This window comes from Curtobacterium sp. ME12 (assembly GCF_903970855.1).
GTDB classification, from domain to species: domain Bacteria; phylum Actinomycetota; class Actinomycetes; order Actinomycetales; family Microbacteriaceae; genus Curtobacterium; species Curtobacterium poinsettiae_A.
Genome location: NZ_CAJCKD010000005.1, coordinates 45805 through 71573, shown reverse-complemented (window position 1 = coordinate 71573; position 25769 = coordinate 45805). Strand labels below are relative to the sequence as shown.

At 70.1% G+C, this 25769-nt stretch carries 24 protein-coding genes and 2 tRNA genes; 17 read left to right on the top strand and 9 right to left on the bottom strand.

Annotated elements, in window-relative coordinates:
- The first annotated feature begins 72 nt into the window (after window positions 1–72).
- Together H7A73_RS04485 and H7A73_RS04480 are read left to right on the top strand one after the other, a co-directional pair.
- The gene (locus H7A73_RS04485) at window positions 73–402 is read left to right on the top strand and encodes a hypothetical protein (protein WP_035807629.1); all 330 of its coding nucleotides are present in this window, start codon (window positions 73–75) and stop codon (window positions 400–402) included.
- Between the two features lie 101 nt (window positions 403–503).
- Window positions 504–656, top strand: coding sequence for a hypothetical protein (locus H7A73_RS04480; RefSeq protein WP_017886018.1), 153 nt, complete (start codon window positions 504–506; stop codon window positions 654–656).
- Window positions 657–723: 67 nt separating this feature from the next.
- On the opposite strand, the gene H7A73_RS04475 is transcribed toward H7A73_RS04480, so the two are convergent.
- From H7A73_RS04475 to H7A73_RS04465, 3 genes are read right to left on the bottom strand one after another with little or no spacing between them, the layout of a single operon-like run.
- Complete coding sequence (locus tag H7A73_RS04475; RefSeq protein ID WP_182064853.1) at window positions 724–1581, bottom strand: EamA family transporter; 858 nt, start codon at window positions 1579–1581, stop codon at window positions 724–726.
- Window positions 1578–2240, bottom strand: coding sequence for a response regulator transcription factor (locus H7A73_RS04470; protein WP_182064852.1), 663 nt, complete (start codon window positions 2238–2240; stop codon window positions 1578–1580). Before H7A73_RS04470 ends, H7A73_RS04475 begins: the two co-directional genes overlap by 4 nt.
- Before the next feature lie 39 nt (window positions 2241–2279).
- Window positions 2280–3848, bottom strand: a complete 1569-nt coding sequence (locus H7A73_RS04465) for a sensor histidine kinase (protein ID WP_182064851.1) — start codon at window positions 3846–3848, stop codon at window positions 2280–2282.
- Window positions 3849–3980: 132 nt separating this feature from the next.
- Here H7A73_RS04465 and H7A73_RS04460 point away from each other — a divergent pair, with 132 nt between their 5' ends.
- On the top strand, window positions 3981–4811 hold the full coding sequence (locus H7A73_RS04460; protein ID WP_182064850.1) for an AraC family transcriptional regulator: 831 nt from the start codon (window positions 3981–3983) through the stop codon (window positions 4809–4811).
- Window positions 4812–5020: 209 nt separating this feature from the next.
- Here H7A73_RS04460 and H7A73_RS04455 read toward each other — a convergent pair whose 3' ends face one another.
- Entirely contained in the window at window positions 5021–6052 is a 1032-nt protein-coding gene (locus tag H7A73_RS04455; protein WP_182064849.1) for a LacI family DNA-binding transcriptional regulator, read from the bottom strand.
- A gap of 118 nt (window positions 6053–6170) precedes the next feature.
- Here H7A73_RS04455 and H7A73_RS04450 point away from each other — a divergent pair, with 118 nt between their 5' ends.
- From H7A73_RS04450 to H7A73_RS04415, 8 genes are all read left to right on the top strand, one after another.
- On the top strand, window positions 6171–7445 hold the full coding sequence (locus tag H7A73_RS04450; protein ID WP_182064848.1) for an ABC transporter substrate-binding protein: 1275 nt from the start codon (window positions 6171–6173) through the stop codon (window positions 7443–7445).
- 33 nt (window positions 7446–7478) lie between these two features.
- Complete coding sequence (locus H7A73_RS04445) at window positions 7479–8357, top strand: carbohydrate ABC transporter permease (protein WP_182064847.1); 879 nt, start codon at window positions 7479–7481, stop codon at window positions 8355–8357.
- The gene (locus H7A73_RS04440; RefSeq protein WP_220456588.1) at window positions 8354–9322 is read left to right on the top strand and encodes a carbohydrate ABC transporter permease; all 969 of its coding nucleotides are present in this window, start codon (window positions 8354–8356) and stop codon (window positions 9320–9322) included. Before H7A73_RS04445 ends, H7A73_RS04440 begins: the two co-directional genes overlap by 4 nt.
- Entirely contained in the window at window positions 9322–10719 is a 1398-nt protein-coding gene (locus H7A73_RS04435) for a glycoside hydrolase 5 family protein (protein ID WP_182064846.1), read from the top strand. The genes H7A73_RS04440 and H7A73_RS04435 overlap by 1 nt, the downstream gene beginning before the upstream one ends.
- A 14-nt stretch (window positions 10720–10733) precedes the next feature.
- A complete protein-coding gene (locus H7A73_RS04430; RefSeq protein ID WP_182064845.1) occupies window positions 10734–13754 on the top strand; it encodes an alpha-mannosidase in 3021 nt (1006 codons plus the stop codon).
- A gap of 28 nt (window positions 13755–13782) precedes the next feature.
- Window positions 13783–14751 carry an endo-beta-N-acetylglucosaminidase H gene (locus tag H7A73_RS04425; RefSeq protein ID WP_182064844.1) on the top strand — a complete coding sequence of 323 codons (969 nt, stop codon included), beginning with the start codon at window positions 13783–13785 and terminating at the stop codon, window positions 14749–14751.
- Window positions 14752–15034: 283 nt separating this feature from the next.
- Window positions 15035–15325, top strand: a complete 291-nt coding sequence (locus H7A73_RS04420; protein ID WP_182064843.1) for a DUF1905 domain-containing protein — start codon at window positions 15035–15037, stop codon at window positions 15323–15325.
- A gap of 348 nt (window positions 15326–15673) precedes the next feature.
- The gene (locus tag H7A73_RS04415; RefSeq protein ID WP_182064842.1) at window positions 15674–16006 is read left to right on the top strand and encodes a hypothetical protein; all 333 of its coding nucleotides are present in this window, start codon (window positions 15674–15676) and stop codon (window positions 16004–16006) included.
- 47 nt (window positions 16007–16053) lie between these two features.
- Here H7A73_RS04415 and H7A73_RS04410 read toward each other — a convergent pair whose 3' ends face one another.
- Both H7A73_RS04410 and H7A73_RS04405 read right to left on the bottom strand, forming a co-directional pair.
- Complete coding sequence (locus H7A73_RS04410; protein ID WP_259362702.1) at window positions 16054–16839, bottom strand: DUF3761 domain-containing protein; 786 nt, start codon at window positions 16837–16839, stop codon at window positions 16054–16056.
- Between the two features lie 259 nt (window positions 16840–17098).
- Window positions 17099–17169 (bottom strand) — tRNA-Gly (locus H7A73_RS04405).
- A 54-nt stretch (window positions 17170–17223) separates the two neighbouring features.
- Here H7A73_RS04405 and H7A73_RS04400 point away from each other — a divergent pair.
- The 5 genes from H7A73_RS04400 (at window position 17224) to H7A73_RS04380 (ending at window position 20514) form a co-directional block, all read left to right on the top strand.
- Window positions 17224–17499, top strand: a complete 276-nt coding sequence (locus H7A73_RS04400) for a hypothetical protein (RefSeq protein ID WP_182064841.1) — start codon at window positions 17224–17226, stop codon at window positions 17497–17499.
- 93 nt (window positions 17500–17592) lie between these two features.
- A tRNA-Pro gene (locus H7A73_RS04395) sits at window positions 17593–17669 on the top strand.
- Window positions 17670–17722: 53 nt separating this feature from the next.
- The gene (gene tig / locus H7A73_RS04390; RefSeq protein ID WP_182064840.1) at window positions 17723–19030 is read left to right on the top strand and encodes a trigger factor; all 1308 of its coding nucleotides are present in this window, start codon (window positions 17723–17725) and stop codon (window positions 19028–19030) included.
- Window positions 19031–19198: 168 nt separating this feature from the next.
- The gene (locus tag H7A73_RS04385; protein WP_182064839.1) at window positions 19199–19828 is read left to right on the top strand and encodes an ATP-dependent Clp protease proteolytic subunit; all 630 of its coding nucleotides are present in this window, start codon (window positions 19199–19201) and stop codon (window positions 19826–19828) included.
- Between the two features lie 26 nt (window positions 19829–19854).
- Window positions 19855–20514: an ATP-dependent Clp protease proteolytic subunit gene (locus H7A73_RS04380; RefSeq protein ID WP_027464696.1), complete on the top strand. Its 660-nt coding sequence runs from the start codon at window positions 19855–19857 to the stop codon at window positions 20512–20514.
- A gap of 62 nt (window positions 20515–20576) precedes the next feature.
- On the opposite strand, the gene H7A73_RS04375 is transcribed toward H7A73_RS04380, so the two are convergent.
- Entirely contained in the window at window positions 20577–21185 is a 609-nt protein-coding gene (locus H7A73_RS04375) for a copper resistance protein CopC (RefSeq protein ID WP_182064838.1), read from the bottom strand.
- A 50-nt stretch (window positions 21186–21235) separates the two neighbouring features.
- On the bottom strand, window positions 21236–21958 hold the full coding sequence (locus H7A73_RS04370) for a YcnI family protein (RefSeq protein WP_182064837.1): 723 nt from the start codon (window positions 21956–21958) through the stop codon (window positions 21236–21238).
- A 235-nt stretch (window positions 21959–22193) separates the two neighbouring features.
- Between H7A73_RS04370 and clpX the strand changes: the two genes are divergently transcribed.
- A complete protein-coding gene (gene clpX / locus H7A73_RS04365) occupies window positions 22194–23474 on the top strand; it encodes an ATP-dependent Clp protease ATP-binding subunit ClpX (protein ID WP_182064836.1) in 1281 nt (426 codons plus the stop codon).
- Between the two features lie 108 nt (window positions 23475–23582).
- Here clpX and H7A73_RS04360 read toward each other — a convergent pair whose 3' ends face one another.
- Window positions 23583–25607, bottom strand: a complete 2025-nt coding sequence (locus H7A73_RS04360) for a M3 family metallopeptidase (RefSeq protein WP_182064835.1) — start codon at window positions 25605–25607, stop codon at window positions 23583–23585.
- Window positions 25608–25769: the final 162 nt, after the last annotated feature.

The following is a 25769-nucleotide window of genomic DNA, read 5'->3' as shown; positions in this document are numbered from 1 at the left end:
TCCGGCCCCGGGTGCTCGTCCAGACGGCGCGGTCGACTTGACTGCTGTTCGAACACACGTTCGAATACCGTCGTGGGACGGCGTCGCGAGAACCGGTGGCAGCCCCCGGAACACCCGGAGGTCGAGCGTCCGCGCGCGTACTCCCTGTCCGAGGATGCCCGCGGCGGTGACGTCTGCCACGCTGTCACCCCGAAGCCGGTCTGGGCGTGGATCCAGTTCCCGACCTTCCACGTCCGGGTGAAGGCCTTCGCGAAGAGCTGGACCCGCGATGCCGTGCTGGTGGAGTGGGCGCAGTTCGGACAGCAGGCCGAGGCGTGGGTGTGGCGCTCTGCGGTGAAGCACCGCACGCTCCGTGCCGATCGGGACAGCGCGAACCGGAGTCCGCAGAACGCACTGCGTTGACTTCCGTCTTCACCCCGAGGATGGTTTACCGAACGCGGGTTCAGCAAGTAACTCACTGATCGAGGCATCCGGTCCGGACCCGTGCTCACGAAGGAGGCACCATGAAGAACGCAGCGGTGCCGTCCTGGGTCGCCCACGTGCTCACCCCGCCCGAGGTCATCAGCGCCTACGTCGAGCGTCGGATCAACGATCCGGCCCTCCTGTCGGGTGAGCAGTCGGAACCCACGTACGCAGACTTCCTGCGCGACGAGTAGACGGTCTTCTCAGGAGGCCCGGATCACGCACCGCCGTCGGCGGACGTGATCCGGGCCTCCTCTTCGTTCACCCCACCGGTCCGCCGCGTCGGCGACGGGCCGACAGCGTCACACCGACGCTCGCGGCGGTGACGCACGCCAGGGCGACCGTCTCGAGTACCGACAGCCCCTCGGCCAGCACGACGAGGCCGGCCAGGGCGGCGATCGCCGGGCCGAGGCTCTGCAGCACCCCGAACACCCGTGTCGGCATCCGGCGGAGCGCGAGCATCTCGAGGGCGTACGGCAGCACGCTCGACAGCACGGCGACGGCGCCGAAGACGACCAGGAGCGTCGGTTCCCGCACGACGCCGTCGACGGCGGACCGGAGCCCGAACGGCAACGACACGAGCATCGCGACCACCATCGACACGACGAGCCCGTCGACACCGGGGATCGCGGCGCCGACGCGCCGGTTCATGACGATGTAGCCCGCCCAGCACCCGGCCGCGAGGACCGCCCAGACGACACCACCCACCTCGGTCACCGCGGTCGGGCCGACACCGAGCAGCACGACCCCGGCGAGCGCCAGCACGGCCCACAGGGCATCACGCCAGCGCCGGGTGTGCACGAGCGACAGGGCGAGTGGCCCGAGGAACTCGATCGTCACGGCGACCCCGATCGGGATGCTCGCGAACGACAGGTAGATGCAGACGTTCATGCCGCCGAGCGCCAGACCGAGGCCGACCGCACCGAGCCACTGTGCCCGCGTCCAGTGCCGGACGCGGGGACGGACCACGAGGGCGAGCACGACGGCGCCGATGACGAGCCGGAGCGTGGCGGCCCCGACCGCGCCGACGTCGTCGAAGTGGGTCTTCGCGATCGCGGCGCCGAGCTGGACGGACACCATCGCGGTGAGGGCCAGCAGGGGCGCGGGGACCCGGTTCATCCCAGGTACGCGAGGACGGCGAGGACGCGGCGGTGGTCCTCTCCGGTGTCCTCGAGTGCGAGCTTGCCGAAGATGCTCGACACGTGCTTCTCGACGGCACCGGTACCGATCACCAGGGCGCGGGCGATGGCGGCGTTCGTGCGGCCCTCGGCCATCAGCCCGAGCACGTCACGTTCGCGCGGGGTCAGGGCTGCGAGCGGGTCGCGACGGCGGCTCATCAGCTGCGTGACGACCTCGGGGTCGAGCACGGTGCCCCCGGCGGCGATCCGGCGAACGGCGTCGTCGATCTCCTCGAGCCGGGTGACGCGGTCCTTGAGCAGGTACCCGATGCCGGTCGCACCGGCGGCGAGGACGTCCTCGGCGTAGGTGGCCTCGACGTACTGGGAGAGCAGGAGCACGCCCGTCCGTGGAGCGATCCGGCGGGTCTCGACGGCGGCGCGGACACCCTCGTCGGTGAAGGTCGGCGGCATCCGCACGTCCATCACCACGACGTCGGGCGCACCCTCGGGCAGCGTCGCCAGGAAGGCCCGGGCGTCGGAGTACTGCCCGATGACGTCGATGCCGGCCTCGTCGAGCACGCGGGCCAGGCCCTCGCGCAGCAGGACGGCGTCGTCGACGACGACGGCCCGGACGCGTGCTGCATCCGGGCCGTCTGTCATGCCGACCAGCCTAGTGGGAGCGCGGACGCCCCGGTGGGGTCACGACCGCTGGTTCGCCGCCGTCGGGACGCCGTTCAGGGCGCCGAGGGGGATCCGGGCGGTGGCCTCGGTCGGGCCGCCCTCGGGGCTCGAGACGACCAGGTCGCCGTCGAGGGCCCGCATGCGGCCGATCAGGCCCTCGATCCCGTGGCCCTGCTGCGGTCGGGCACCACCCCGGCCGTCATCGGTGACGCTGACGGTGAGGTACCAGAGGCCTGAGGCGTCGACGACCAAGCCGAGGTACACCCCGGCGGTGGTTGCGCCGGCGTGCTTCATGGTGTTCGTCAGGAGCTCGCTCACCGTGAAGTACACGTTGCGCTGGATCTCCGTGGCGAGTTCCAGGCCCTCGGGCAGTCGGACGTCCAGGCCCACCGGGATCGGGGTGCGGGCGACCAGTGCCTCGAGCGCCGCGACGAGTCCGCGGTCGAGCAGGATCGGCGGAGCGAAGCCGCGTGACAGGGCGCGCAGTTCGTCGAGGGCGTCCTGGGCGTGCTCGGATGCCTCACCGATGAGCTGCTTGGCCTTCTCGGGGTCCTTCTCGAAGGCGCGCTCGGCGGCGGACAGGTCCATGCGGAGTCGCACCAGCCGCTGCTGCGGGCCGTCGTGCAGGTCGCGCTCGATCTGGCGGAGCGCCTGCCCCTCGGCGGTGACGGCACCGGCACGGGAGGCCTGCAGGCCGGCGACGCGCTGCTCGAGCTGCTCGGCCCGGAAGCCACCCAGCAGGCCGAAGTCGACCCAGTAGTGCGCGAGGACGGACCCGCGGGCCCAGAGCGGGAAGAGCACGACCGAGGCGGCCATCGACAGCAGCCCGAGGGCGCCGAACCCGACGGCGGCCGTCATGTCCCACCCGAAGTACTGCGCGCTCAACCCGTTGGCGAACGCGACCACCGCGAGCGCGACCGGCCAGAGGAAGCCGACGATCAGCAGGGCTCCGGCGCCCACGGTGAAGATCGCGACGAGCGGGTACACGACCGCGGCGTGCAGCAGGTAGAGCCAGTAGTGCGGGTTGGCGACGGCCGACCCCGTGCGGGTCCACCAGTTCTGCTGCCAGCGGGGCGTCCAGTCCACCGGCCGGATCGGCCTCGGGTCGGCCCAGCTCATGCGGAGCTTCTCGAACTGTCCGAGCCACCGCGCCACGAACAGCGCGATGAAGAACATGAGCAGGACGAAGGGGTTGAACAGGTCCCGGAAGCCGCCACCGAAGATCGCGGTCGGGAAGGCGAAGTACAGCGTGCAGAGCAGCACGGCGGTGAGCGCCATGTAGCCGAAGTCCCGCGGCAGGCGCTTCCACGCGTCGCGGTAGAACTGCCCGGCGGTCATGCCGGAACCGCGACCGGAACCACCGACCGGACCGGACCCGACCCGCGGGGTGGCGCTCCACGACGCCGGCGGGGACTGCGGGGCGTCCTGGGGGTCCTGGTGGTGCTGGCGCGGGTACTGGGGCATCGGCTTGGTGGCTCCAGGGGGCACGGAGCCGCCCAGCGGGACGGTCTGGGCCTGGTCGGGCGAAGGTGTGGCGTCGTCCAGCGGGACGGTTCGCGCCTGGTCGAGGCGGTCGGTGTCGGTCATGCATCCAGCCTCGCGATCGCGGAGCCGTTCCCCCATCCTGCCCTCTCCCCACCCCGGGTGGGGTTATCCCCCCTCTTCCACAGTCCGCCCGATCCACGCCCCCGCGTCCTGCCCGTGGATCACGCTCGTCGGATGGGTGATGCGCTCCGAGCACTGATCGACGCCGTCGGGCTCCAGGTGGGGGCGGGCGCCGAGGTCCGGTCCGACGACGAGGCGTGGACGCTCGACGTCGAACCGACGGGCACCCACGCCTGGGTGGCGACGCGATCCCGCTCCGTGTGGGTCCGGCGCGGAGACAAGATCGCGCTCGTCGACGCCGGAACCGCTGCCCTGGTCGAAGGGCACGCGACGATCACGATCAGCTCGGGCCCGGAGCGCTCCGGCCCACCCCGGGCCGCGGAGACGTACGCGCTCCCGCACGAGGCACTCTTCGCGCTCACCGGTGTCCTCGTCGGCGCCGCAACGCTCGGACCCCTCGCCGACGAGGTCCTCGCACTCCCGGCCATCGCGACGACCGGTCCGCCCGGGGCTCCCTCGCCCGATGTCGGCCTCGCGCTCCGCCACGTCGGGCACCTCGACGGCGGGAGGTGGCACGGCGCGCAGCAGCAGGCCCTCGCCCGGCTCGTCGTCACGACCGTGCTCCGCGACAACCCGCCCCCGATGCTCGGCGACAACGGTCTCGCGCGGGTCCTCGACCGACTGTTCGATCCCGCCGGTCGACCATCCGTGCGGGAGCTCCTCGTCGGCATCGACGTGTCGGCGCGCACCCTCGAGCGCCGGTGCGTCGCAGCGACGGGATGCTCGCCCGCGCAGCTCGGCCGCTGGTACCGCAGTCTCGCCGTCCGGAGCGCGCTCAGTCGTGGAGACCGCCCGTCCGACGTCGCGACCCGCTTCGGCTTCAGCACGACGTCGTCCATGCGGCGGGCCCTCGAGCGGGTCCGACCCCCGGCGAACCGCCGCTGACCGTCGACCGCGGAGGAAGGAGGTTCCGCTCCACATCGATGACGGTTCTGGTTCACGATCCTCGGGTTTCGTGAACCAGAACCGTCACGGCGCGGAGAAGACCACGTCGTCCCGTGCCGGCGCAGGTGCGGTGCGGCGCGCCGGTCGCGGCGGCAGCACGAGTGGGCGCGAGCGGGGAGCGAGTCGTCGGGGCCGACCTCCGGAGCGGGTCAGACGGGGGCGCGGCCGGTGGACTCGCGGACGCGCAGGGTGAGCGAGGGGCCCGGGCGTGACGGGAGCGCGGCGCTGGCGTCGATCTGCGCGCGCAGCAGGGTCGCCGCGCGCTGCCCGAGCTCGACGGTGTCGCGGGTGAGCGAGGTGACCGCGGGGCGGACGAGCCGGATCATCGCCGAGTCGTCGAAGGACACGATCGAGACGTCGCCGGGCACCGCGACGCCCATCTCGCTCGCCACGCCCAGCCCGGCGACGGCGAGCACGTCGTTGTCGTAGACGATCGCGGTCGGTCGGACGCTCCGGGACAACAGGGTGCGGGTGGCGCTCGCGCCGGCCTCGGCCGAGTAGTCCGTCGGCACCGAGACCGCGTCGTCGAGCCCCTCGTCGGCAGCGAACGCCCGGAGCCGGTCCATGCGCATGGCGGTGTGCTCGAACTCGGGCCGCCCGGCGACGTGGGCGATGCGTCGGTGCCCGAGGGCGTGCAGGTACCGCAGAACGGTGTCGGTGGCGTCCGAGTCGTCGATCCAGACCGTGGGAGCGGCACCGTCGGGGGAGGGGTGCGAGCCGACGACGACGGTCGGCATGCCGAGGTCGGCGAGCAGGGCGAGCCGGGCATCGTCGCGACGGGGGTCGATCACGATCACGCCGTCGACACGGTGTCCGCGCCACCAGTCCCGGTAGGTCTCGAGTTCTTCCTCGGCATCGCGCGCGACGAGCAGGTTCATGCCGACGTGGGTGCCGGCGAGCCCGAGCTGGATGCCGGAGATCAGGTCGCCGAAGAACGACTCCGTGCCCAGGGTCCGGGCCGGGCGGTTCAGCACGAACCCGATGGAACCGGCCTTCGCGCCGCCGAGCGCCCGAGCCGCGGTGTGCGGTTGCCAGTCGAGCTCGCGGGCGATCTCGCGCACGCGGCGACGGGTCTCGTCGGAGACTCCGGGGCGATCGTTCAACGCGAACGACACCGCGCTGATGGACACACCGGCCCGCGCGGCGATGTCGGCGATCGTCGTTCGACGCTTGGTGGCCACGGGGTTGACTATAGCGCTTTAGTCATCCACAGTGGCTGCCACACACGGGTTCGGCGATTGCTGCTGAACCGGTTCAGCTATGACGAGGGAGTCAGACGCCATGAGGACCACCACACGCATGACGAGGGGCCGCGCCTCTGCGCTGCTCGCGACGGCCGCCGCCACGGCGCTCGTCCTGACCGGCTGCTCGAGCGGCGGGAACGCGGCCGACAACGGCGGCGGCGAGATCAGCGGCACCATCACCCTGCAGACCTGGGCGCTCACGCCGACCTACACGGGGTACCTCAACGGGGTCATCAAGGACTTCGAGCAGGCCCACCCGGACGCGAAGGTCAAGCTGCAGGACCAGCCCGGCGACGGGTACGCCGACAAGGTGCTCAGCCAGGCATCGTCGAACAGCCTGCCCGACGTGATCAACCTGCCGCCGGACATCGCCCTGCCGCTCGCGAAGCGCGGGTTCCTGCAGGACGTCGGGAAGGACGACCCGAAGCTCGCCAGCACGTACGTCGCCGGCGCGGTGGACTCCTACGAGTACAAGGGAGTGGACGGCACGTTCGGGTACCCCTGGTACCTCAACACCGACGTGAACTACTGGAACTCGACGATGTTCGCCAAGTGCGGCCTCGACGCGGAGAACCCGCCGAAGACCACCGACGAGCTGTTCACGCAGGCGAAGACCATGCACGACAACTGCCCGACCGACTACCTGATGAGCCGGAAGCCCGGCCTCGGCGACTTCACGCTCGCCGGCGTCAAGGTGCTCAACGCCGACGGCACGAAGTTCACCTTCGCCGACTCGTCGAAGGCCGCCGACCTGATCGAGCGCTACAAGGACGCGTACCAGGACGGCTACATGCCCTCCAACGTGCTGAACAGCGACTACCTCGGCAACTCCACCCTGTTCACACAGGCCAAGGTCGCCTGGACCACCGGCGGTGCCACCTCGCTCGCCGACTTCGAGAAGAACAACCCGTCGCTCAAGGGGAAGGTCACCGTCAGCCCCGCACTCGACACCCCGCCGCTCTACGTGCAGGGCCTGTCGGTCTCGAGCAAGTCCAAGCACCTCGCCACCGCCGAGGCCTTCGCGAAGTTCATGACGAACGCCGAGAACCAGGAGGCGTTCGCCCACAAGGTGAACATCTTCCCGTCCACCACGTCGTCGCAGTCCGACCCGTACTTCTCGAAGGACGACGGCACCGTGAACGGCGAGGCCCGGGTCCTGGCGAACGAGGCCCTGAAGACGGCGAAGGTCATCAACCCGGTCGAGGCGAACTCCGCGATGACGGACTTCCTCGACCAGCAGATCGCCCTCGCGATGAAGGGCCAGGTGTCGCCCGAGAAGGCGCTGCAGACCGCCCAGACCAAGATGAACAGCCTGCTGGCCAACGGCTGATCCGGTCCCGGAGAAGGAAGAGGGAGGATCGTCATGCGTGCGAACCGCTGGTACACGCCCTGGTTGCTCGTCCTGCCGGCACTGATCTGGCTCGTCGCGTTCAGCCTGTGGCCCTCGATCAACACGGTCCGGTTGTCGTTCACGAACGCCAGCCCGCTCGGCGGCGTCAGCCAGTGGGTCGGGGTCCAGAACTTCCAGACCCTGCTCGCCGACCCCCAGGTGTGGGAGGCGCTACTCAACAGCGTCATCTACATGGCGGTGTGCCTGCCGCTGCTGACGGTCCTCCCGCTCCTCATCGCGGTGCTCGTGCAGCAGAAGCTGCCCGGGATCGCGTTCTTCCGCACCGCGTTCTACACGCCGGTCATCGCGTCCGCGGTGGTCGTCGGGCTCATCTGGACGTGGATCCTCGACGACCGCGGTGTCATCAACGAGATGGCGCAGGCCCTCGGCGTCGTGCAGGGCAGCGTCCCGTTCCTGACCGACCGCTGGCTGTTGCTCCTCAGCGCCATCAGCCTGACGGTGTGGAAGGGGCTCGGCTACTACATGATCATCTTCCTGGCCGCCCTCGGGAACGTCGGCAAGGACCTGCACGAGGCCGCCGCGCTCGACGGCGCGGGCGCGGTCCGACGCTTCTGGTCGGTCACGATGCCCGGGGTCCGCGGCACCATGACGCTCGTCGGGATCCTGGTGTGCGTCTCCGCCCTCCGGGTGTTCAGCGAGCTCTACATCCTCACGAACGGCACCGGTGGGCCCGGCGGGCAGGACAACTCGCTCGTCATGCTCATCCAGCAGTACGCCCGCGGCTTCACCGGCAACCTCGGCTACGCGTCCGCCCTGAGCCTCCTGCTCTTCGTCGTGACGCTCGTCCCGATGCTGGCCCTCGCCCGGATGAACAGCAAGGCGGACAAGTGACGAACACGACCAGCACGACCGAACCCGTCGTCGGCGGCGCGCAGGGTGCTGCCAGCCCGACGCCGGACGTGACCGGCGCGACCGACGCGGGACGGGCCTCCAGGCAGAACGGACGCGGGCGGCGCCGCGCGGTCTGGGGCGTCATGTCCACCCGCGAGAAGGTGCTGCGCTACGCACTGCTCATCGTGGTGCTCTTCATCACGATCGGCCCGTTCCTGTGGCAGCTGTCCACGTCGCTCAAGGGTGCCGGCGAGGACATCTACACCGCGAACCCGTCCTTCATCCCGACGGAGCCGACCTTCGAGAACTACCTCAAGGTCGCCGCCGCGATCCCGGTGTGGCGGTACATCGGCAACTCGTTGCTCGTCGCCGCGATCGACGTCCTCGGCAACATCGTGTTCGCGACCCTGGCCGGATTCGCCCTCGCCCGTCTGCAGTGGCGGCACCGGAAGCTCGTGCTCGGCCTGTTCCTCGGCACCCTGGTGCTGCCCGGCGAGGCGACGATCATCTCGCAGTTCGTCACCGTGAAGGACCTCGGCCTGGCCGACAACCTGGTCGGCGTCGCCCTGCCCGGCATGATCGCGGCACTCAACGTCCTGCTGATGTTCAACGCGTTCCGGCAGATCCCCGAGGAGATCGACCAGGCGGCGGTGATGGACGGTGCGAACGCCCTGCAACGCCTGCGGTACATCTCGCTGCCCGCCGTGCAGGGGACCATCGCGGTCATCGCGATCTTCTCGTTCATCGGCGCGTGGGACGACTTCCTCTGGCCGCTCATCGTGCTGCAGTCGCCCGAGAACCTCACCCTGACCGTCGGGTTGCAGTACCTGCAGGGCACGTTCGCCACCGACCAGCGGATGATCGCGGCCGGCACCATGATCGCCTTCATCCCGATCGCCGTGATCTTCGCCGTCCTGCAGCGCTTCTTCTTCAAGGGCGTCGAAGAGGGCGGTGTGAAGGGCTGATGCGCTTCGGGGTCAACTACACGCCCTCGGTCGGCTGGTTCCACTCGTGGCTCGACTTCTCGCGGTCGGACACCGCCAGGGACCTCGAGGCGATCGCGTCGATCGGCGCAGACCACGTGCGGATCTTCCCGCTCTGGCCGGTCGTCCAGCCGAACCGGACGCTCATCCGGCAGCAGGCCCTCGACGACGTCGCGACGGTCGTCGACCTCGCCGGGTCGTTCGGGCTCGACGTCAACGTGGACGCGCTGCAGGGGCACCTGTCGAGCTTCGACTTCGTGCCGTCCTGGCTGGACAGCTGGCACCGCCGGAACATGTTCACCGACCCGGACGTGGTCGCCTCGACCGCCGCGTACGTCCGGGCGCTCGCCGCAGCGGTCGCCGACAGGCCGAACCTGCTCGGCATCACCATCGGCAACGAGGTCAACCAGTTCGCGCACGCGCCGCACCCCGCACCGCACGCGATCACGGCGGAGCAGGGGCACGCGTGGGCGGCGGCGATGGTCGCGGCGGCGCGAGCGGGGCTGTCGGACGGATCATCGGCGTTGCCTGCGTCGCCCGTGTCGGTCGGCCTGGAGGCGCGGCTCGACCCCGCCTCGTCGGTCCCGCCCGCCACCGGGTCGCGTCCCGGGCCGCTGGTCACCGTCGCGCAGTACGACGCGGCGTGGTACGACGACGCCCAGCCCTTCGGCCCGGAGCACGCGGCGGACCACGGCGACGCGACGGTCACGCACTCGTGGGTGTTCAACGGCTCCGCGGCACTGCACGGCGCACTCGGGGCCGGGTCGGTGCGGCACGGGGAGTACCTGCTCCAGCTCGCCGCCGCCTGGAACCACGACGCCGCCCGGCCGAACTGGCTGCAGGAGGTCGGCGCCCCCACCAACGTCGTCGACCCCGCCGACGCCGCCGCGTTCACCGAGCAGACCATCCGGCACGTGCTCGACGCGCAGCAGGTGCTCGGGGTGACCTGGTGGTGCTCCCACGACGTCGCCCGGTCGCTCGCCGACTTCCCCGAGCTCGAGTACGACCTCGGGCTGTTCACGAACGACGGACGACTGAAGCCCGCCGGCGAGGCGTTCGCCGCCCTCGCCCGCGCCGAGCACACCCGCGACGCCCGTGCCGCACCGACGACCACCGCGCTCGTCCTCGACGACGTGCTCTCCGACGGCACCGTCCGGCACGGCACCCGCGCCGACTGCGCCCCCGGGGGTCGGTTCGCCGCCGCCTGGCTCGCCCTGGCCGAGGCCGCACCGGACGGCCGCGGCCCGCAGGTCGTCCTGCGCTCCCGACTGTCGGACACCGCGCTGCTGGCCGCCCGAGGCATCGACCGCTGCGTCGACGTGCCGTCCGACCTCGACACCACCACCGTCCGCGTCGCCCACCCGGCGACGACGCCCTGACCCCGGAAGGCTCCATGCACGACGACATCCCCCTCACCACCGGACGCGCCCGACGGGTGCTCGACGAGCGGATCACCCCCGCGGTGCACGCGACCACGACGGCACTCCAGGCCGCCTGGCACGAGCTGCCGGGGGAGCCGGTCCCGCCGGCCGAGGGGCTCGCGCTCACGTTCGCGCCCTACGAGGTCGGCACCCCGTGGGGCGCGGCCTGGGGCACGACGTGGTTCCGGCTGACCGGGACGGTGCCGACCGAGTGGGCCGGACGCCGGGTCGAGGCCGTGATCGACCTCGGCTTCGACAAGAACATGCCCGGGTTCCAGTGCGAGGGGCTCGTGTACCTGGCCGACGGTACCCCCGTGAAGTCGATCAACCCACGCAACCAGTGGGTCCTGGTCACCGAGCGGGCCGAGGGTGGCGAGACCGTCGAGCTCTTCGTCGAGGCCGCGTCGAACCCCGTCCTGCTCGACTACCACCCCTTCCTGCCGACGCAGGAGGGCGACGTGCAGACCTCGTCCTCGAAGCGCCTCTACGCCACCCGCCGGATGGAGCTCGCCGTCTTCGAGTCCGAGGTGCACGAGCTCGCCCTGGACATCGACGTCCTGCTCGAGCTGCAGGCCGAGCTGCCCGCCGGGCCCCGACGCATGCGGATCCTGCAGGCCCTCGACGACGCCCTCGACGCGCTCGACCTGCAGCACATCCCGGAGACCGCCGGGGACGCCCGCGCGGCGCTCGCCGAGGTGCTCGCCGCTCCCGCCGAGGCCTCGGCGCACACGATCTCGGCCGTCGGGCACGCCCACATCGACTCCGCCTGGCTCTGGCCCGTGCGCGAGACCATCCGCAAGGTCGCCCGCACCACGTCGACCATGACCGAGCTCATCGACCAGACCGACGACTTCCTGTACGGCATGTCGAGCGCGCAGCAGTACGCGTGGATCAAGGAGCACCGCCCCGAGGTCTACGCCCGGGTCAAGGCGGCGGTCGAGGCCGGCCGGTTCCTGCCGATCGGCGGCATGTGGGTCGAGTCCGACACCGTGATGCCCACCGGCGAGAGCATCGTCCGGCAGTTCTCGCAGGGGCAGCGGTTCTTCGAGCGCGAGTTCGGCATCCGACCGAAGGGCGTCTGGCTGCCCGACAGCTTCGGGTACTCGCCGGCGCTGCCGCAGCTCATGCGCCGCGCGGGCTTCGAGTGGTTCTTCACGCAGAAGATCTCGTGGAACCAGGTGAACAAGTTCCCGCACCACACGTTCCTGTGGGAGGGCATCGACGGGTCGCGGGTGTTCTCGCACTTCCCGTCGATGGACACCTACAACTCGCGCTTGTCGGGCAGCGAGGTCGCGAAGGCCTCCCGTCAGTTCCGCGAGAACCGGCTCGCCACCGGATCGATCGCCCCGGTCGGCTGGGGCGACGGCGGTGGCGGTACGACCCGCGAGATGACCGGCACCGCCGCGCGGTTGGCGGACCTCGAGGGCAGCGCGAAGGTCCGGTGGGAGCACCCGGACACGTTCTTCGACCGCGCGAAGGCCGAGCTGACCGACCCGCCCGTGTGGGTGGGGGAGCTGTACCTCGAACTGCACCGGGCCACGCTCACGTCGCAGCACGGCACGAAGCAGGGCAACCGCCGGTGCGAGCAGCTGCTCATCGAGGCCGAGCTCTGGGCCGCGACCGCCGCCGCCCGCACCGACTTCACCTACCCGTACGACGAGCTCGACGCCCTGTGGCAGCAGGTCCTGCTCCAGCAGTTCCACGACATCCTGCCGGGCACCTCGATCGCGTGGGTGCACCGCGAAGCGGTCGAACGCTACGCCGAGACGGCCGCGGCGCTGACCGCGATCATCGAGCAGGCGCTCTCGGCGCTCGCCGGTGCCGGGGACGCGGCCGTCGTCGTGAACCCGGCCCCGTTCCTCCAGGCCGGTGCACCCGCGCAGGGCGCCGTCGTGGCGACCGACGTGCCGGCGGCGACCGCCGTGTCCCTGACCGAGCAGGACGGCGGGTACGTGCTGGCGAACGACCTGGTGCGGGTCGTCGTCGACGCGCAGGGGCTCGTGACGAGCGCCGTCGACCTGGCGAGCGGGCGCGAGGCGATCGCGGCCGGCCAGGCGGCGAACCTGCTGCAGCTGCACCAGGACTTCCCGAACATGTGGGACGCGTGGGACGTCGACCGGTACTACCGCAACCGCGTCGAGGAACTCGTGTCGACCACCGGGCTGACCGCGTCGGTCGACGACGCCGGGGTCGCCCGCGTGGTCGTCGAGCGGGCGTTCGGTGACTCGACGGTCCGCCAGGAGATCGCCCTGGCGCCGGAGTCGCGCACCCTGGAGTTCGACCAGGTGACCGACTGGCACGAGACCGAGAAGTTCCTCAAGGTCGCGTTCCCGCTCGACGTCCGCGCCGAGCACACCGTCGCCGAGACGCAGTTCGGCGCGCAGAAGCGGGTGACGCACACGAACACCTCGTGGGAGGCCGCGAAGTTCGAGACCTCGATGCACCGCTACGTGCTGGTGTCCGAGCCGGGCTTCGGCGTCGCGCTCGTGAACGACTCGATCCACGGCTTCGACACCACGCGCGACGCCGTCGACGGGCACGTCACCACCACCGTGCGGCTGTCGCTGCTGCGGGCACCGCGGTTCCCGGACCCCGAGACCGACCAGGGCGTGCAGACGCACCGGTACGGCATCGTCATCGGCACCGACCAGCTCGGAGCCACGTCGGCCGGCGTGCGGATGAACGCGGGCGCGCGAACCATCACCGGGGCGCACGGCTTCGACCCGCTCGTGCAGGTCTCCGGCGACGTCGTGCTGTCGAGCGTCAAGCTCGCCGACGACCGGTCCGGTGACCTGGTCGTGCGCGTGTACGAGCCGACCGGGCAGCGGGGGACCGGGGCCATCGCCCTGTCCGAGGCCGACGGTGCTGCGTTCGGGCCGGCTGCCGAGGTGACCCTGCTCGAAGAGGCGCTGGCCTCGGCCGGCACCGTCGACGCGTCCTCGTTCGCCGTCGACGCCTACGAGGTCCGCACCTTCCGCTTCCCACGCAAGTGATCCATCCATCCACGCAAGGAGGAACGCCATGAAGAAGTCCACGAAGTTCGGCATCGCGACCGCACTGGTCGCCATGCTCGCGGCACCACTGGTACCCGCTGCAGCATCCGCGGCGCCGTCCTCGTCCGGGGCCAGCCACGGGCAGGGCACGTCACACGGCGGACGCCACGGACACGGACACGGGCACCACGCCGTCCCCACGAAGTCGGGGCCGACGAGCATCGCCTACGTCGAGGTCAACAACGACGAGCTCGCCAACGTCGGGCGGTACACGCTGGAGAACGGTGCGAACGCCTTCGACGTGGCGATCATCTTCGCCGCGAACATCAACCGGGACGCGGACGGCAAGGCGGTCCTGTACGCCAACGAGAACGTGCAGCGAACCCTCGACCAGGCCGCCACGCAGATCCGCCCGCTGCAGGCCAAGGGCATCAAGGTGACGCTCTCGGTGCTCGGCAACCACCAGGGCACCGGGCTGGCGAACTTCACCTCGAAGGCAGCCGCACGGGACTTCGCGGCGCAGGTGTCGGCGACCGTCGAGAAGTACGGACTCGACGGCGTCGACCTGGACGACGAGTACTCCGACTACGGCGTGGACGGCACCCCGCAGCCGAACCAGCAGTCGATCGGCTGGCTCATCAGTGCCCTGCGTGCGGACATGCCGGGCAAGATCATCTCGTTCTACGACATCGGCCTGTCGTCCGACGCTCTGAAGACGGCGAACCCGTCGATCGGCGGCAAGCTCGACTACGCCTGGAACCCGTACTACGGCACCTACACGGCGCCGACGATCCCGGGCCTGCCGAAGTCGAAGCTGTCCGCCGCTGCGGTCGACATCCAGAACACCCCCGAGGCCACCGCCGTCTCGCTCGCGCAGCGCACGAAGGCCGACGGGTACGGCGTGTTCATGACGTACAACCTGCCGGGAGGCGACGAGTCCGCCTACGTCTCGTCGTTCACGAAGGTGCTGTACGGACAGGCCGCGTCGTACCGCTGACGCGTCCGTCCTGACGGCGGCTCGCGCCCCGTGCTCCCCGGCTCCGGCCTGGAGGCGCGGGGCGCGTCCGTCGTCCGGGTCCCGCTGGTCGGGCTCCCGCGGCCTGGTGCGAGGGGTCCCGCGTTCGGCGCTTGGCGTGGTGCGAGGTTGGGGACCCAGGGTTCGCCCTGGTGCGAGGTTGCGCACTCGGTGCGAGCACGCGGCCATCGCACCGAGTGCGGAACCTCGCACGGAGTTCGGCGGACCTCGCACCGTGCGAGGTGCGCGGCCGTACGATCGCCGCATGGAGCTCGAGTTCCGCGGCGAGGTGATCGAGTGGCGCGGCCCGTCACCGTTCTTCTTCGCCGTCGTGCCGCCGGACGCCGCCGAGGTCATCGCTGACCTCGCGCCGGTGCTCACCTACGGGTGGGGTGTGATCCCGGCGCGGGTGACGATCGGCTCGGTGACGTGGACGACGTCGCTGTTCCCGAAGGACGGTGGGTACCTCGTGCCGTTGCGTGCGGCGGAGCGGAAGCGTGCCCGGGTGGAACTCGGCGACTCCCCGGAGATCACCCTGGAGTTCGCCGGCCCCTGACGGAGAGCCACCGACCGCCAGTCCTCCACAGGTCCGTCGATCGCGATACCTCCCCACAGCCATCGACGTCGGGCCCCGGTGTCGCGGTCCTGCTCCCTACCGTCGATGGTGTGGAGGGGAGGTGGCGATGGTCGAACGACCACGACATCCCAAGAAGGACATCGAACGGGTCATGCGCGGGGCAGAGGTGCGGGGATGGCGCTTCGCGAAGGGGAGGAAGTACTACAAGGCGTACTGCCCGTGCGGCGAACACCTACACACGGTCCACTTGACGCCGTCGAACCCCTGGTACGTTGTGCATCTGAAGTATCGGCTCGCGCGAACGGGCTGTGAGGACAGGAGAACGTGATGACGAACTACCTCGTGCGGCTCGAGTGCGTGGCACAAGTCGGGGCAGCGGACGATCCGCGCGCAGCCCTCTCGGCGGACTTCGACGCCATCGCAGAAGCACTCTTCGACCTCGACGACGTCCACGACCAGGACCTGACCACTGACCTGTCGACCGGCACGCTCACCTTCTCGATCGGTGTTGACGCGGACGACGAGCCCGGTGCGCTCGACCGTGCGCTCGGAGCCGTCCGGACCGCGCTGCACGTCGCTGGACGCGGCACTCCCGGTTGGGAGCAGCAGTACCGGATGCTGCGGCAGGAAGTCGGAGAAGCGCCGCTCGGAGCGCTCTAGGGGAGGCTCGGGAGCGAGCGACCGTTCGTCGTCTCAGCTGTCGTGCGTCACAACCAGGTGGCGACGCCGCCGTGCCCGGAGCAGGTCCCTCGCCGTGACTGGCTGTAGCTGTAGGCACCGTCGACGCACTGAGCCGTGGCTCCGGCCGGCGCGCTCGAAGCGGCTTCGGGCCGACAGACCGTGTCTCCGGCGGAGTTGACGTAGGTGCCGCTCGAGCACGTCGGTGCTGCGGGAGGTGCGGGGGCGACGTAGGTGCCGACCGTTGTGACCTGCGTCACCGGGGGTGTCGTAACGTGTTCGCTCGTCAGGACTCGACCGGACTCCACGCCGTCGGTGTAGGTGACCGTGTAGGTCTTCGTGTTGATGCCTTGCACCCCGGGTGTCGTGACCGTCGAGGTCCCCTGCGACAGCGTCGAGCTCTCCACCGTCGTGGACCCGAAGGGGATCTGGGCCGTCTCGGTCACCTGCTTCGTGGTGACCACCGGAGTCGGCGACGGGGTCGGTGTGGGTGTCACCGTGCGCGTGGGCGTCGGAGACGTCTTCGGCTTCGCGGACACCGTCGCACTCGAAGTCTTCGCGGCGGCGACTGTTGCCGGTGCGTCTGGCAGCGGGTGGGATGTGCCGTAGGCGGAGGTGGACCCGATCAGTGCGGCGAGAGCGATGCCGGCACCGATCGCGGCAGTAGCGCGCTTCCTCGGGATCCGGAGCCACGTCGACCGCCGGAAGGCGACGGCATAGAGCGTCGTGGGCAGGATGACCAGCGCGATCATCGCCAGCATCCCCCAGATTCCGGTCGACGCGAAGCCGGCAAGCGCGAGGATTGCGGTTCCCACGATGCCGACCCACGTGATGATCGGTACCCGACGACGGGTGCGTGGCGCGCGCTGGCTTGTTGTCTGGCGGGGGTTCGGCACTGAGCTCCTTGGTATGGCGAGAACAGCTCAAGTGTCCTGGGATCAGCCCCGCCGTCCCATCCCCAGTTCTGGGTGGGGTCGAGCGCACGGTACGCACGTGGTGCGAGGTTGATCCCTCGGTGCACCGGAAGAACCGCGCATCAGCTGACGAAGCGCGGCGCCGAAGGAGGAAGAAGAGAGGGGATGACGGGAATCGAACCCGCGTGGCCAGTTTGGAAGACTGGGGCTCTACCATTGAGCTACATCCCCGCGCCTGCGCACCAGGCGCAGCCCGACCATCGTAGCGGACGAACGAGCACCGACATGCCGACGCGCGTCATCCCGAAGCCGGACGCCGGTGCCGAGCACACCATCCGCTGGTCGCGGGTGGTCTCGTACGTACTGGTGGTCCTCGCCGCCGCGGTGCTGTCCCTGCGCCCCGACCTGTTCGGTGATCCGCAGTCGCAGCCCGCGCACGCACTGCTGCACGTCTGGCGGATCGTCGTCGGGCTGCTGCTCGCCGTGGCCGCCCTCGGGGTCCAGGTGGCCGTCGGGATCCGGTGGCGGCGGGGTCTGCGACGCGCCGCGGAGGACGACTGAGCAACCCCCGGGAACAGCGCGCCGTCGGACCGCTAGACTCACCGGGGTCGCATGCGCCCTGCGCGTGCGCGGCCGATCCCTGGCACAGACCAACGGGGCGTAGCTCAGCTTGGTAGAGCGCCCGCTTTGGGAGCGGGAGGTCGCAGGTTCAAATCCTGTCGCCCCGACCAGGTCCTTCGAGCACCACCGACCACACGAACGTCAACCAACAGGAGAACATCCCTTGGCCACCAGCACCGTCGACAAGGTGAGCGACACCCGCGTCAAGCTCACCGTGAACGTGACGCCGGACGATCTCAAGCCGAGCATCGACCACGCCTACAAGCACATCGCCGAGCAGATCAACATCCCCGGCTTCCGCAAGGGCAAGGTCCCGCCGGCGATCGTCGACCAGCGCGTCGGCCGCGGCGAGGTCCTGAACCACGCCGTCGGTGACGCCATCGACAACTTCTACCGCCAGGCGGTCGAAGAGCAGGAGCTGCGCATCCTCGGTCGCGCCGAGGCCGACGTCGCCGAGCTGCCGAACGTCGCGGACTTCACCGGTGACCTCGTCCTCACCTTCGAGGTCGACGTCCGCCCCGAGTTCGACCTGCCGGACTACTCCTCGTACGAGCTCACCGTCGACGCCGTCGAGGTGTCGGACGACGAGATCGAAGAGGAACTGCAGAACCTCCGCACCCGCTTCGGCACGCTCGTGACGGTCGACCGTCCGGCGAAGACCGGCGACTTCGCGCAGATCGACCTCACCGCCACCATCGGTGACGACGAGGTCGACTCGGCCACCGGCGTCTCCTACGAGATCGGCTCCGGCGACCTGCTCGAGGGCATCGACGAGGCGCTCGAGTCCCTGACCGCCGGTGAGTCGACGACCTTCGAGTCGAAGCTCGTCGGTGGCGACCGCGAGGGCGAGACCGCCCAGATCGCCGTCACCGTCACCGCCGTCAAGGAGCGCGAGCTCCCCGAGGCCGACGACGAGTTCGCCCAGATCGCCAGCCAGTTCGACACCATCGACGAGCTCAAGGCGGACCTCAAGGAGCAGATCGCGAAGTCCAAGACCTTCGGTCAGGGTGCCGCGGCTCGCGACAAGCTCGTCGAGAAGCTCACCGAGGACGTCAACATCCCGATCTCGGAGCAGCTCATCGCCGACGAGGTGCACCGTCACCTCGAGCAGGAGAACCGCCTCGAGGACGAGGAGCACCGCAAGGAGGTCTCCGAGTCCAGCGAGACCGCCTTCCGCTCGCAGATCCTCCTCGACGCGATCGCCGAGAAGGAAGAGATCCAGGTCTCGCAGGAGGAACTGACCCAGTACCTCATCCAGGCCGCCGCGCAGTACGGCATGGAGCCGGCCGAGTTCATCAAGGTCATCGACCAGAACGGCCAGATCCCCGGCATGGTCGGCGAGGTCGCCCGTTCGAAGGCGGTCGCGACCGTCCTGTCCAAGGTGACCGTCAAGGACACCAACGGCGACGCCGTCGACCTGTCCGCCTTCACGGCGGGCGTCGCGCAGGAGCCGGCAGGCGACGCCGAGTAACGATCTCGACGCCACCAGCACGAAGGACGGGAGGCACGGTGCCAGCTGGCACCGTGCCTCCCGTCCGTTGTTTCCGCACCTTCGCATTGCCGACAGCGAACAGACGAGAACTGGTGCGTTGCACCCGATAAGTTCGACAACAAGCGACAACTGAACGGGAGCTTTTCCATGGCCGAAGCAACACTGAACCCCAGTGTTTTTGACCGCCTTCTGAGAGACCGGATCGTGTGGCTCGGCTCCGAGGTCCGCGACGACAACTCGAACGAGATCGCAGCCAAGCTGCTGCTGCTCGCCGCCGAGGACCCTGAGAAGGACATCTACCTCTACATCAACTCGCCCGGTGGTTCGATCACCGCCGGCATGGCGATCTACGACACGATGCAGTTCGTCCCGAACGACATCGTCACCGTGGGCATCGGCCTCGCCGCGTCGATGGGACAGTTCCTGCTGTCCTCCGGCACGCCCGGCAAGCGCTACATCACGCCGAACGCGCGCGTGCTGCTCCACCAGCCGTCCGGTGGCTTCGGCGGCACCGCGGCCGACATCCAGACGCAGGCCAAGGTCATCCTCGACATGAAGCAGCGCATGGCGGAGCTCACGGCCGAGCAGACCGGCAAGTCGATCGAGCAGATCCTCAAGGACAACGACCGCGACAACTGGTTCACGGCGCAGGAAGCGCTCGAGTACGGCTTCGTCGACCACCTCCGCGCTTCGAGCGCCGAGGTCATCGGCGGTGGTGGCACCGTCGGCGACGGCGAGACGCCCACCAGCGCAGCCGAGCCCGACGCCCAGTCCTGATCACCACCGAAGAAAAGGAAACGAGAATGCATCTCCCCATGCTCGGTGGCGCGCAGAACGTCCCGGCTCCGTCCAATCGGTACATCCTGCCGAGCTTCGAAGAGCGCACGGCCTACGGCTACAAGCGCCAGGACCCGTACGCCAAGCTGTTCGAGGACCGCATCGTGTTCCTCGGCGTGCAGGTCGACGACGCGTCGGCTGACGACGTCATGGCCCAGCTGCTCGTGCTCGAGTCGATGGACCCCGACCGCGACATCGTGATGTACATCAACTCGCCCGGTGGCTCCTTCACCGCGATGACGGCGATCTACGACACGATGCAGTACATCCGTCCGCAGATCCAGACGGTCTGCCTCGGCCAGGCTGCCTCGGCCGCGTCGGTGCTCCTCGCCGGTGGCACCCCCGGCAAGCGCCTCGCACTGCCGAACGCCCGTGTGCTGATCCACCAGCCCGCGACCCAGCAGGGTGGCGGTCAGGCGTCCGACATCGAGATCCAGGCGGCGGAGATCCTCCGCATGCGCACCTGGCTCGAGGAGACGCTGTCGAAGCACTCCAACAAGACGCCGGAGGAGATCAACCACGACATCGAGCGCGACAAGATCATGTCCGCGCAGGAAGCCGTGGAGTACGGCCTGATCGACCAGGTCCTCACCAGCCGCAAGAACCTGCCGGCGCTCGTCAAGTAGCACCAGCAGAACGACGAAGGCCCCGCACCGGACGGTGCGGGGCCTTCGTCGTCGTGCGGTGGTCAGTCGTCGGTGTCGTCGGACTCGGGGGCCGGCTTGCGGCGCAGGAGCAGCAGCACCGCGACGACGACGCCGACCAGCACGACGCCACCGGCGCCGATCCAGATCGCGTCCGACGCGGCCGAGTCGCTCGACCCCGAGGCCGTGCCGGTGGTGGTGTCCGCACCGGCGTCGTCGTCACCCGCGGTGGCGCAGGTCGGGGGCTTCGCCGCGCCCGAGGCCGGCGTGAAGCCCGACGGCGCCTTCCACGTGAAGGGGTACTCGTCGGACACGGTGTGCCCGTCGGCGGAGACGATCTGCCACTCGACGGTGTACTTGCCCGAGTCGCCGAGTGCGGCGGTCGTGGTCATCGACGGCCCCTCGACGTCGACGCAGCCGTCCTCGTAGTACCTGCGGTCTGGGCCGACGATGCGGAACGCGAAACCCGACCCCGAGTCGCCGATGTCGAGCAGCTTGTCGTTCGTCGTGATGTCGAACGTCTCCGGCAGCTCGGTCAGGGTGCCGCCGACCTCCGGGTCGGACGAGATCAGGTAGTTGTGCGCGCTGGCGGGGCCTGCGAGCCCGAGGACCGAACCACCGGCGATCGCGACGGCCGCGGCGGTCCCGGCCACGAGCCTCCGGGCAGAGGACCGCGGCCGGGCCCGACGCGAGCCGCGCTGCGTCACTTGGCGGAGCTCCGACGACGCGTGCCGGCGACGGCGACGACCAGGGCGACGGCGCCGAGCACCAGGCCGCCGAGGCCGAGGAACCGACCGACCAGGTCGGGGTCGCTCGAGGTGGCCGTGCCGGCGGCCTCGGCCGTCGGGGTCGCGGCGATCGGGTCACCGTCGTCGTCCGTCGCCTCGGCGGCGGTCAGCGTGATCGAGGGTGCCGGGTGCTCGGGCTCGGCTTCGCCGGCCTGCTGCTCCTGGTTCCACTCGACGCTGCCCTTCTCGCAGGTCTGGATCGCGGGGAACTCGACGAGGTCACCGGCCTTGCCGTCCGGCAGCGAGAACGAGAGGGCGAAGGTGTCGCGCTCGTCGGCGGGCAGGGGGGTCTTCGCGGTGTACGTGACGCTGGTGACCCGCTCGGCGGCGGCCTCGTGCTCGTCGGCGGCGGCGGCGGACGGGTCGGTGTAGGGCTCGGTCGCCTTCGTGATCTTCCAGTTCGGGTTCACGGTGGGCGTGACCTCGATGACGGACTCCGGCACCTGGAACTCGATCTTCGTCGTGGGGGAGCCGTCGCAGCCGTGCGGGACCGAGAAGGTCGCCGTGGTGTACGAGTTCGCCGCGGTCGACGTGGCCGTGGCGGACACGTGTGCGCTGGCCGCCGTGGCGCTGCCGAGGACGATGACGGCTGCGACACCGAGGGTGACGGCGCCGCCGGCGGCGAGACGCTTCTGCATGGGGTTCCTTCCGGGGTGGTCCTGCACTGTGGTTCTACAACATGTAGAGAAGTCCGGATCACCGTAGCAGGCTCGCACGCCCTGGGCGAACGCGCGGGCGGATCCCGGAGGGGCATCGCGGTCGGTGTCACCGGTTGCGGTTAGGCTCGTGTCCACGACGAGGTGCCCACCAGCAGCGGTGCACCAGCGGTGGTGCGACAGCGCGGCCGGCATGTCCAATCAGGGAGGCACGGGAATGGCACGCATCGGAGAGAGCGGCGATCTCCTCAAGTGCTCGTTCTGCGGCAAGAGCCAGAAGCAGGTCCAGCAGCTCATCGCCGGACCGGGCGTCTACATCTGCGACGAGTGCGTCGAGCTCTGCAACGAGATCATCGAGGAACGTCTGGCCGAGGCGGGCGAGGACACCGCGAGCGGGGACTTCGAACTGCCCAAGCCGCGGGAGATCTTCGACTTCCTGCAGGAGTACGTCATCGGGCAGGACCCGGCCAAGCGTGCCCTCGCGGTGGCCGTGTACAACCACTACAAGCGCGTCCGCGCCCAGGGCCAGATCACCGCCGCCGAAGACCGCGACGACATCGAGATCGCGAAGTCGAACATCCTGCTCATCGGCCCGACCGGCTGCGGCAAGACGTACCTGGCGCAGACCCTCGCCAAGCGTCTCAACGTGCCGTTCGCCGTCGCGGACGCCACCGCCCTGACCGAGGCCGGCTACGTCGGCGAGGACGTCGAGAACATCCTCCTCAAGCTCATCCAGGCCGCCGACTACGACGTGAAGCGCGCCGAGACCGGCATCATCTACATCGACGAGGTCGACAAGATCGCCCGCAAGGCCGAGAACCCGTCGATCACCCGCGACGTCTCGGGCGAGGGCGTGCAGCAGGCGCTGCTCAAGATCCTCGAGGGCACGGTCGCCTCGGTCCCGCCGCAGGGCGGCCGCAAGCACCCGCACCAGGAGTTCATCCAGATCGACACGACGAACGTGCTGTTCATCGTGGCGGGTGCGTTCGCCGGGCTCGAGGACATCGTGTCCTCGCGCGTCGGCAAGCGCGGGATCGGCTTCGGGGCACCCCTGCACAGCGCCACCGACCACCAGGACCTGTACTCCGAGGTGCTGCCGGAAGACCTGCACAAGTTCGGTCTGATCCCCGAGTTCATCGGTCGTCTGCCCGTCGTCACCACGGTGTCGCAGCTCGACCAGGCGGCGCTCATGCAGATCCTGACCGAGCCGAAGAACGCGCTCGTCAAGCAGTACCAGCGGATGTTCCAGATCGACGGCGTCGAGCTCGAGTTCGACCAGGGTGCGCTCGAGGCCATCGCGGACCTCGCGGTGCTGCGCCAGACGGGTGCCCGTGGCCTCCGGGCGATCCTCGAAGAGGTCCTCGGCCCGGTGATGTTCGACGTCCCGTCCGACGACGACGTCGCCCGCGTGGTGATCACCCGCGAGTCCGTGCTCGAGAACGCCGCGCCGACGATCGTGCCGCGACCCCGGGCCAAGCGCGTCGAGAAGTCGGCGTAGCGCGCCGCCTCTTCGCCGTCCACGACGGACACGACCAGAACGACAGGACACCTCGGGATCTCGAGGTGTCCTGTCGTTCTGGTCGTTCCCCCCCCCCCGAGGGGCCGGCTACTCCAGCCCGCGGCGCCGCAGCAGCGGACCGACCTCGGCATCACGGCCGCGGAAGTCCCGGTACGCCTCGAGCGGGTCCTTCGCCCCGCCGACCCCGAGCAGACGCTCAGCGAACCGCTTGCCGGCCGCACGGTCCAGCCCGCCGTTGTCGCGGAACCACTCCACCGTGTCGGCGTCGAGCACCTCGGACCAGATGTACCCGTAGTACCCGGCGTCGTACCCGCCCGAGAACGTGTGCGCGAAGTACGTCGACGAGTACCGCGGCGGCACGGCCTCGACGGCGATGCCGGCGGCTGTGAGGGCGTCTCGTTCGAAGTCCTCGACGGACGTCACCGCGGCCGCCTCGGCAGCCGACAGCCGGTGCCACGCCTGGTCGAGCAGCGCTGCGGCGAGGTACTCGGTCGTACCGAAGCCCTCGTTGAACCCCTCGGATTCGCTGAGCCCCAGGACGAGCTCGGGCGGCAGGGGCGCCCCGGTCTCGTGGTGCTTCGCGTAGTTCGCCAGCACGGACGGCCACGACAGCCACATCTCGTTCACCTGGCTCGGGAACTCGACGAAGTCGCGCTCGACGTTCGTGCCCGAGAACCGCGGGTAGGTGGTGCGGGCGATGAGGCCGTGCAGGGCGTGCCCGAACTCGTGGAAGAGCGTCTCGACCTCGTCCTGGATGAGCAGGGTGGGGGAGCCGGCAGCGGGCTTCGCGACGTTGAGGTTGTTGACCACGACGGGCAGGGTGCCGAGCAGCTCGGACTGCTCGACGACCGGGTTCATCCACGCGCCGCCGCGCTTCCCGTCGCGCGTGTAGAGGTCGAGCAGGTACAACCCGACGGGCTCGCCGTCGTCGCCGGTGACCTCGAAGACCCGGACCTCGTCGTTGTAGCCGTGCAGGTCCGGGCGCTCGGTGAAGGTCAGGCCGTACAGGGCGCCGGCGGCGTGGAAGACCCCGTCGTGCAGGACCCGGTCGGCCTCGAAGTACGGGCGGAGCGCGGTGCTGTCCGCGGCGAACTGCTCGCCGCGCAGGATCTCGGTGGCGTACGCCCAGTCCCACGACTCGATGTCGAACCCGACCGTGCGCGACCGGACCGCGCGTTCGTCGTCGGCGTTCCGTGCGGCGGCGCCGACGAGCGAGGACAGCAGTCCGTCGACGGCCTCGGGGGTCTTCGCCGTCTCGTCGGCGGTGACCACGGCCGCGTGGTTCGGGAACCCGAGCAGCTCGGCCCGCTCGGCCCGGAGCCGGACGATGCGGAGCAGCACCTCGCGGTTGTCGTACTCGTTGCCGCGACGACCGCGGGCGAGCGAGGCGCGCATGATCCGCTCGCGCAGGGCACGGTTCGCCAGCGAGGACAGCCACGGGTGCCCGGTGTAGAGCGGCAGCGTGATGAGCCAGCCGTCGAGGCCCCGGTCGGCGGCAGCGGCGGCGGCGGCGGACTTCGCCCCGTCGTCGAGCCCCTCGAGTTCGTCCTCGCTGGTCACGTGCACGGCGGAGTCGTTGGTGTCCTCGAGCAGGTTCCGCTCGAAGGTCGTCGTGCGGGTCGAGAGCTCCTGGTTGATCGCGGTCAGACGCTCCTTGCCCTCGTCGTCGAGACCGGCGCCGGCCAGGGTCATCTCGGCGTGGGTCCGCTCGACCAGCCGCAGCGCCTCACCGGTCAGTCCGGCGGCCTCGGCGCCGTCGCGCACCTCCTGCACGCGGGCGTACAGGCGGGAGTCGAGCGTGATCGCGTCGCGGTGTGCGGCGAGGAGCGGGGAGACCTCGGCCTCGAGGTCGTGCAGCTCCGGGGTGGAGTCGGCCGACGACAGCGTGAAGAACACGTGGCTGACGCGGGTGAGCAGCTGCCCGGACCGCTCGAGTGCGACCAGGGTGTTCTCGACCGTCGGGGCGTGTGGATCGGTGGCGATGGCCTCGACCTCGGCGCGCTGCTCGGCCATGCCGGCCTCGAACGCCGGTCGGTAGTGCTCGAGTCGCACGTCGCCGAAGGGCGGCAGGGCGTAGGGGAGGGTGCTCGGGACGTCGAACGGGGTTGCCATCTGCCCACCCTATGCACGGGTGCTGGAGTCCGTTCCTTCCCATGACACCCGGACTGGGAAGCGGGATCGGGCGTCCCTGGTCGGAAGAACCGACCCGGTACGCCCAGAACGACCAGGTACGCCCGGAACGGCCCGGCGAGCGCACCTGCGCCCGGCGCGACC

Coding starts and splice junctions, on each gene's coding strand:
- H7A73_RS04480 (WP_017886018.1), top strand. CDS start 504: ATGAAGAACGCAGCGGTGCCGTCCTGGGTCGCCCACGTGCTCACCCCG.
- H7A73_RS04435 (WP_182064846.1), top strand. CDS start 9,322: ATGCGCTTCGGGGTCAACTACACGCCCTCGGTCGGCTGGTTCCACTCG.
- H7A73_RS04385 (WP_182064839.1), top strand. CDS start 19,199: ATGGCCGAAGCAACACTGAACCCCAGTGTTTTTGACCGCCTTCTGAGA.
- H7A73_RS04380 (WP_027464696.1), top strand. CDS start 19,855: ATGCATCTCCCCATGCTCGGTGGCGCGCAGAACGTCCCGGCTCCGTCC.
- H7A73_RS04465 (WP_182064851.1), bottom strand. CDS start 3,848: ATGACCGACACCGACCGCCTCGACCAGGCGCGAACCGTCCCGCTGGAC.
- H7A73_RS04370 (WP_182064837.1), bottom strand. CDS start 21,958: ATGCAGAAGCGTCTCGCCGCCGGCGGCGCCGTCACCCTCGGTGTCGCA.
- H7A73_RS04415 (WP_182064842.1), top strand. CDS start 15,674: ATGACGAACTACCTCGTGCGGCTCGAGTGCGTGGCACAAGTCGGGGCA.
- H7A73_RS04430 (WP_182064845.1), top strand. CDS start 10,734: ATGCACGACGACATCCCCCTCACCACCGGACGCGCCCGACGGGTGCTC.
- H7A73_RS04450 (WP_182064848.1), top strand. CDS start 6,171: ATGACGAGGGGCCGCGCCTCTGCGCTGCTCGCGACGGCCGCCGCCACG.
- H7A73_RS04475 (WP_182064853.1), bottom strand. CDS start 1,581: ATGAACCGGGTCCCCGCGCCCCTGCTGGCCCTCACCGCGATGGTGTCC.
- H7A73_RS04400 (WP_182064841.1), top strand. CDS start 17,224: ATGCCGACGCGCGTCATCCCGAAGCCGGACGCCGGTGCCGAGCACACC.
- H7A73_RS04360 (WP_182064835.1), bottom strand. CDS start 25,607: ATGGCAACCCCGTTCGACGTCCCGAGCACCCTCCCCTACGCCCTGCCG.
- H7A73_RS04470 (WP_182064852.1), bottom strand. CDS start 2,240: ATGACAGACGGCCCGGATGCAGCACGCGTCCGGGCCGTCGTCGTCGAC.
- H7A73_RS04425 (WP_182064844.1), top strand. CDS start 13,783: ATGAAGAAGTCCACGAAGTTCGGCATCGCGACCGCACTGGTCGCCATG.
- H7A73_RS04445 (WP_182064847.1), top strand. CDS start 7,479: ATGCGTGCGAACCGCTGGTACACGCCCTGGTTGCTCGTCCTGCCGGCA.
- H7A73_RS04420 (WP_182064843.1), top strand. CDS start 15,035: ATGGAGCTCGAGTTCCGCGGCGAGGTGATCGAGTGGCGCGGCCCGTCA.
- clpX (WP_182064836.1), top strand. CDS start 22,194: ATGGCACGCATCGGAGAGAGCGGCGATCTCCTCAAGTGCTCGTTCTGC.
- H7A73_RS04460 (WP_182064850.1), top strand. CDS start 3,981: ATGGGTGATGCGCTCCGAGCACTGATCGACGCCGTCGGGCTCCAGGTG.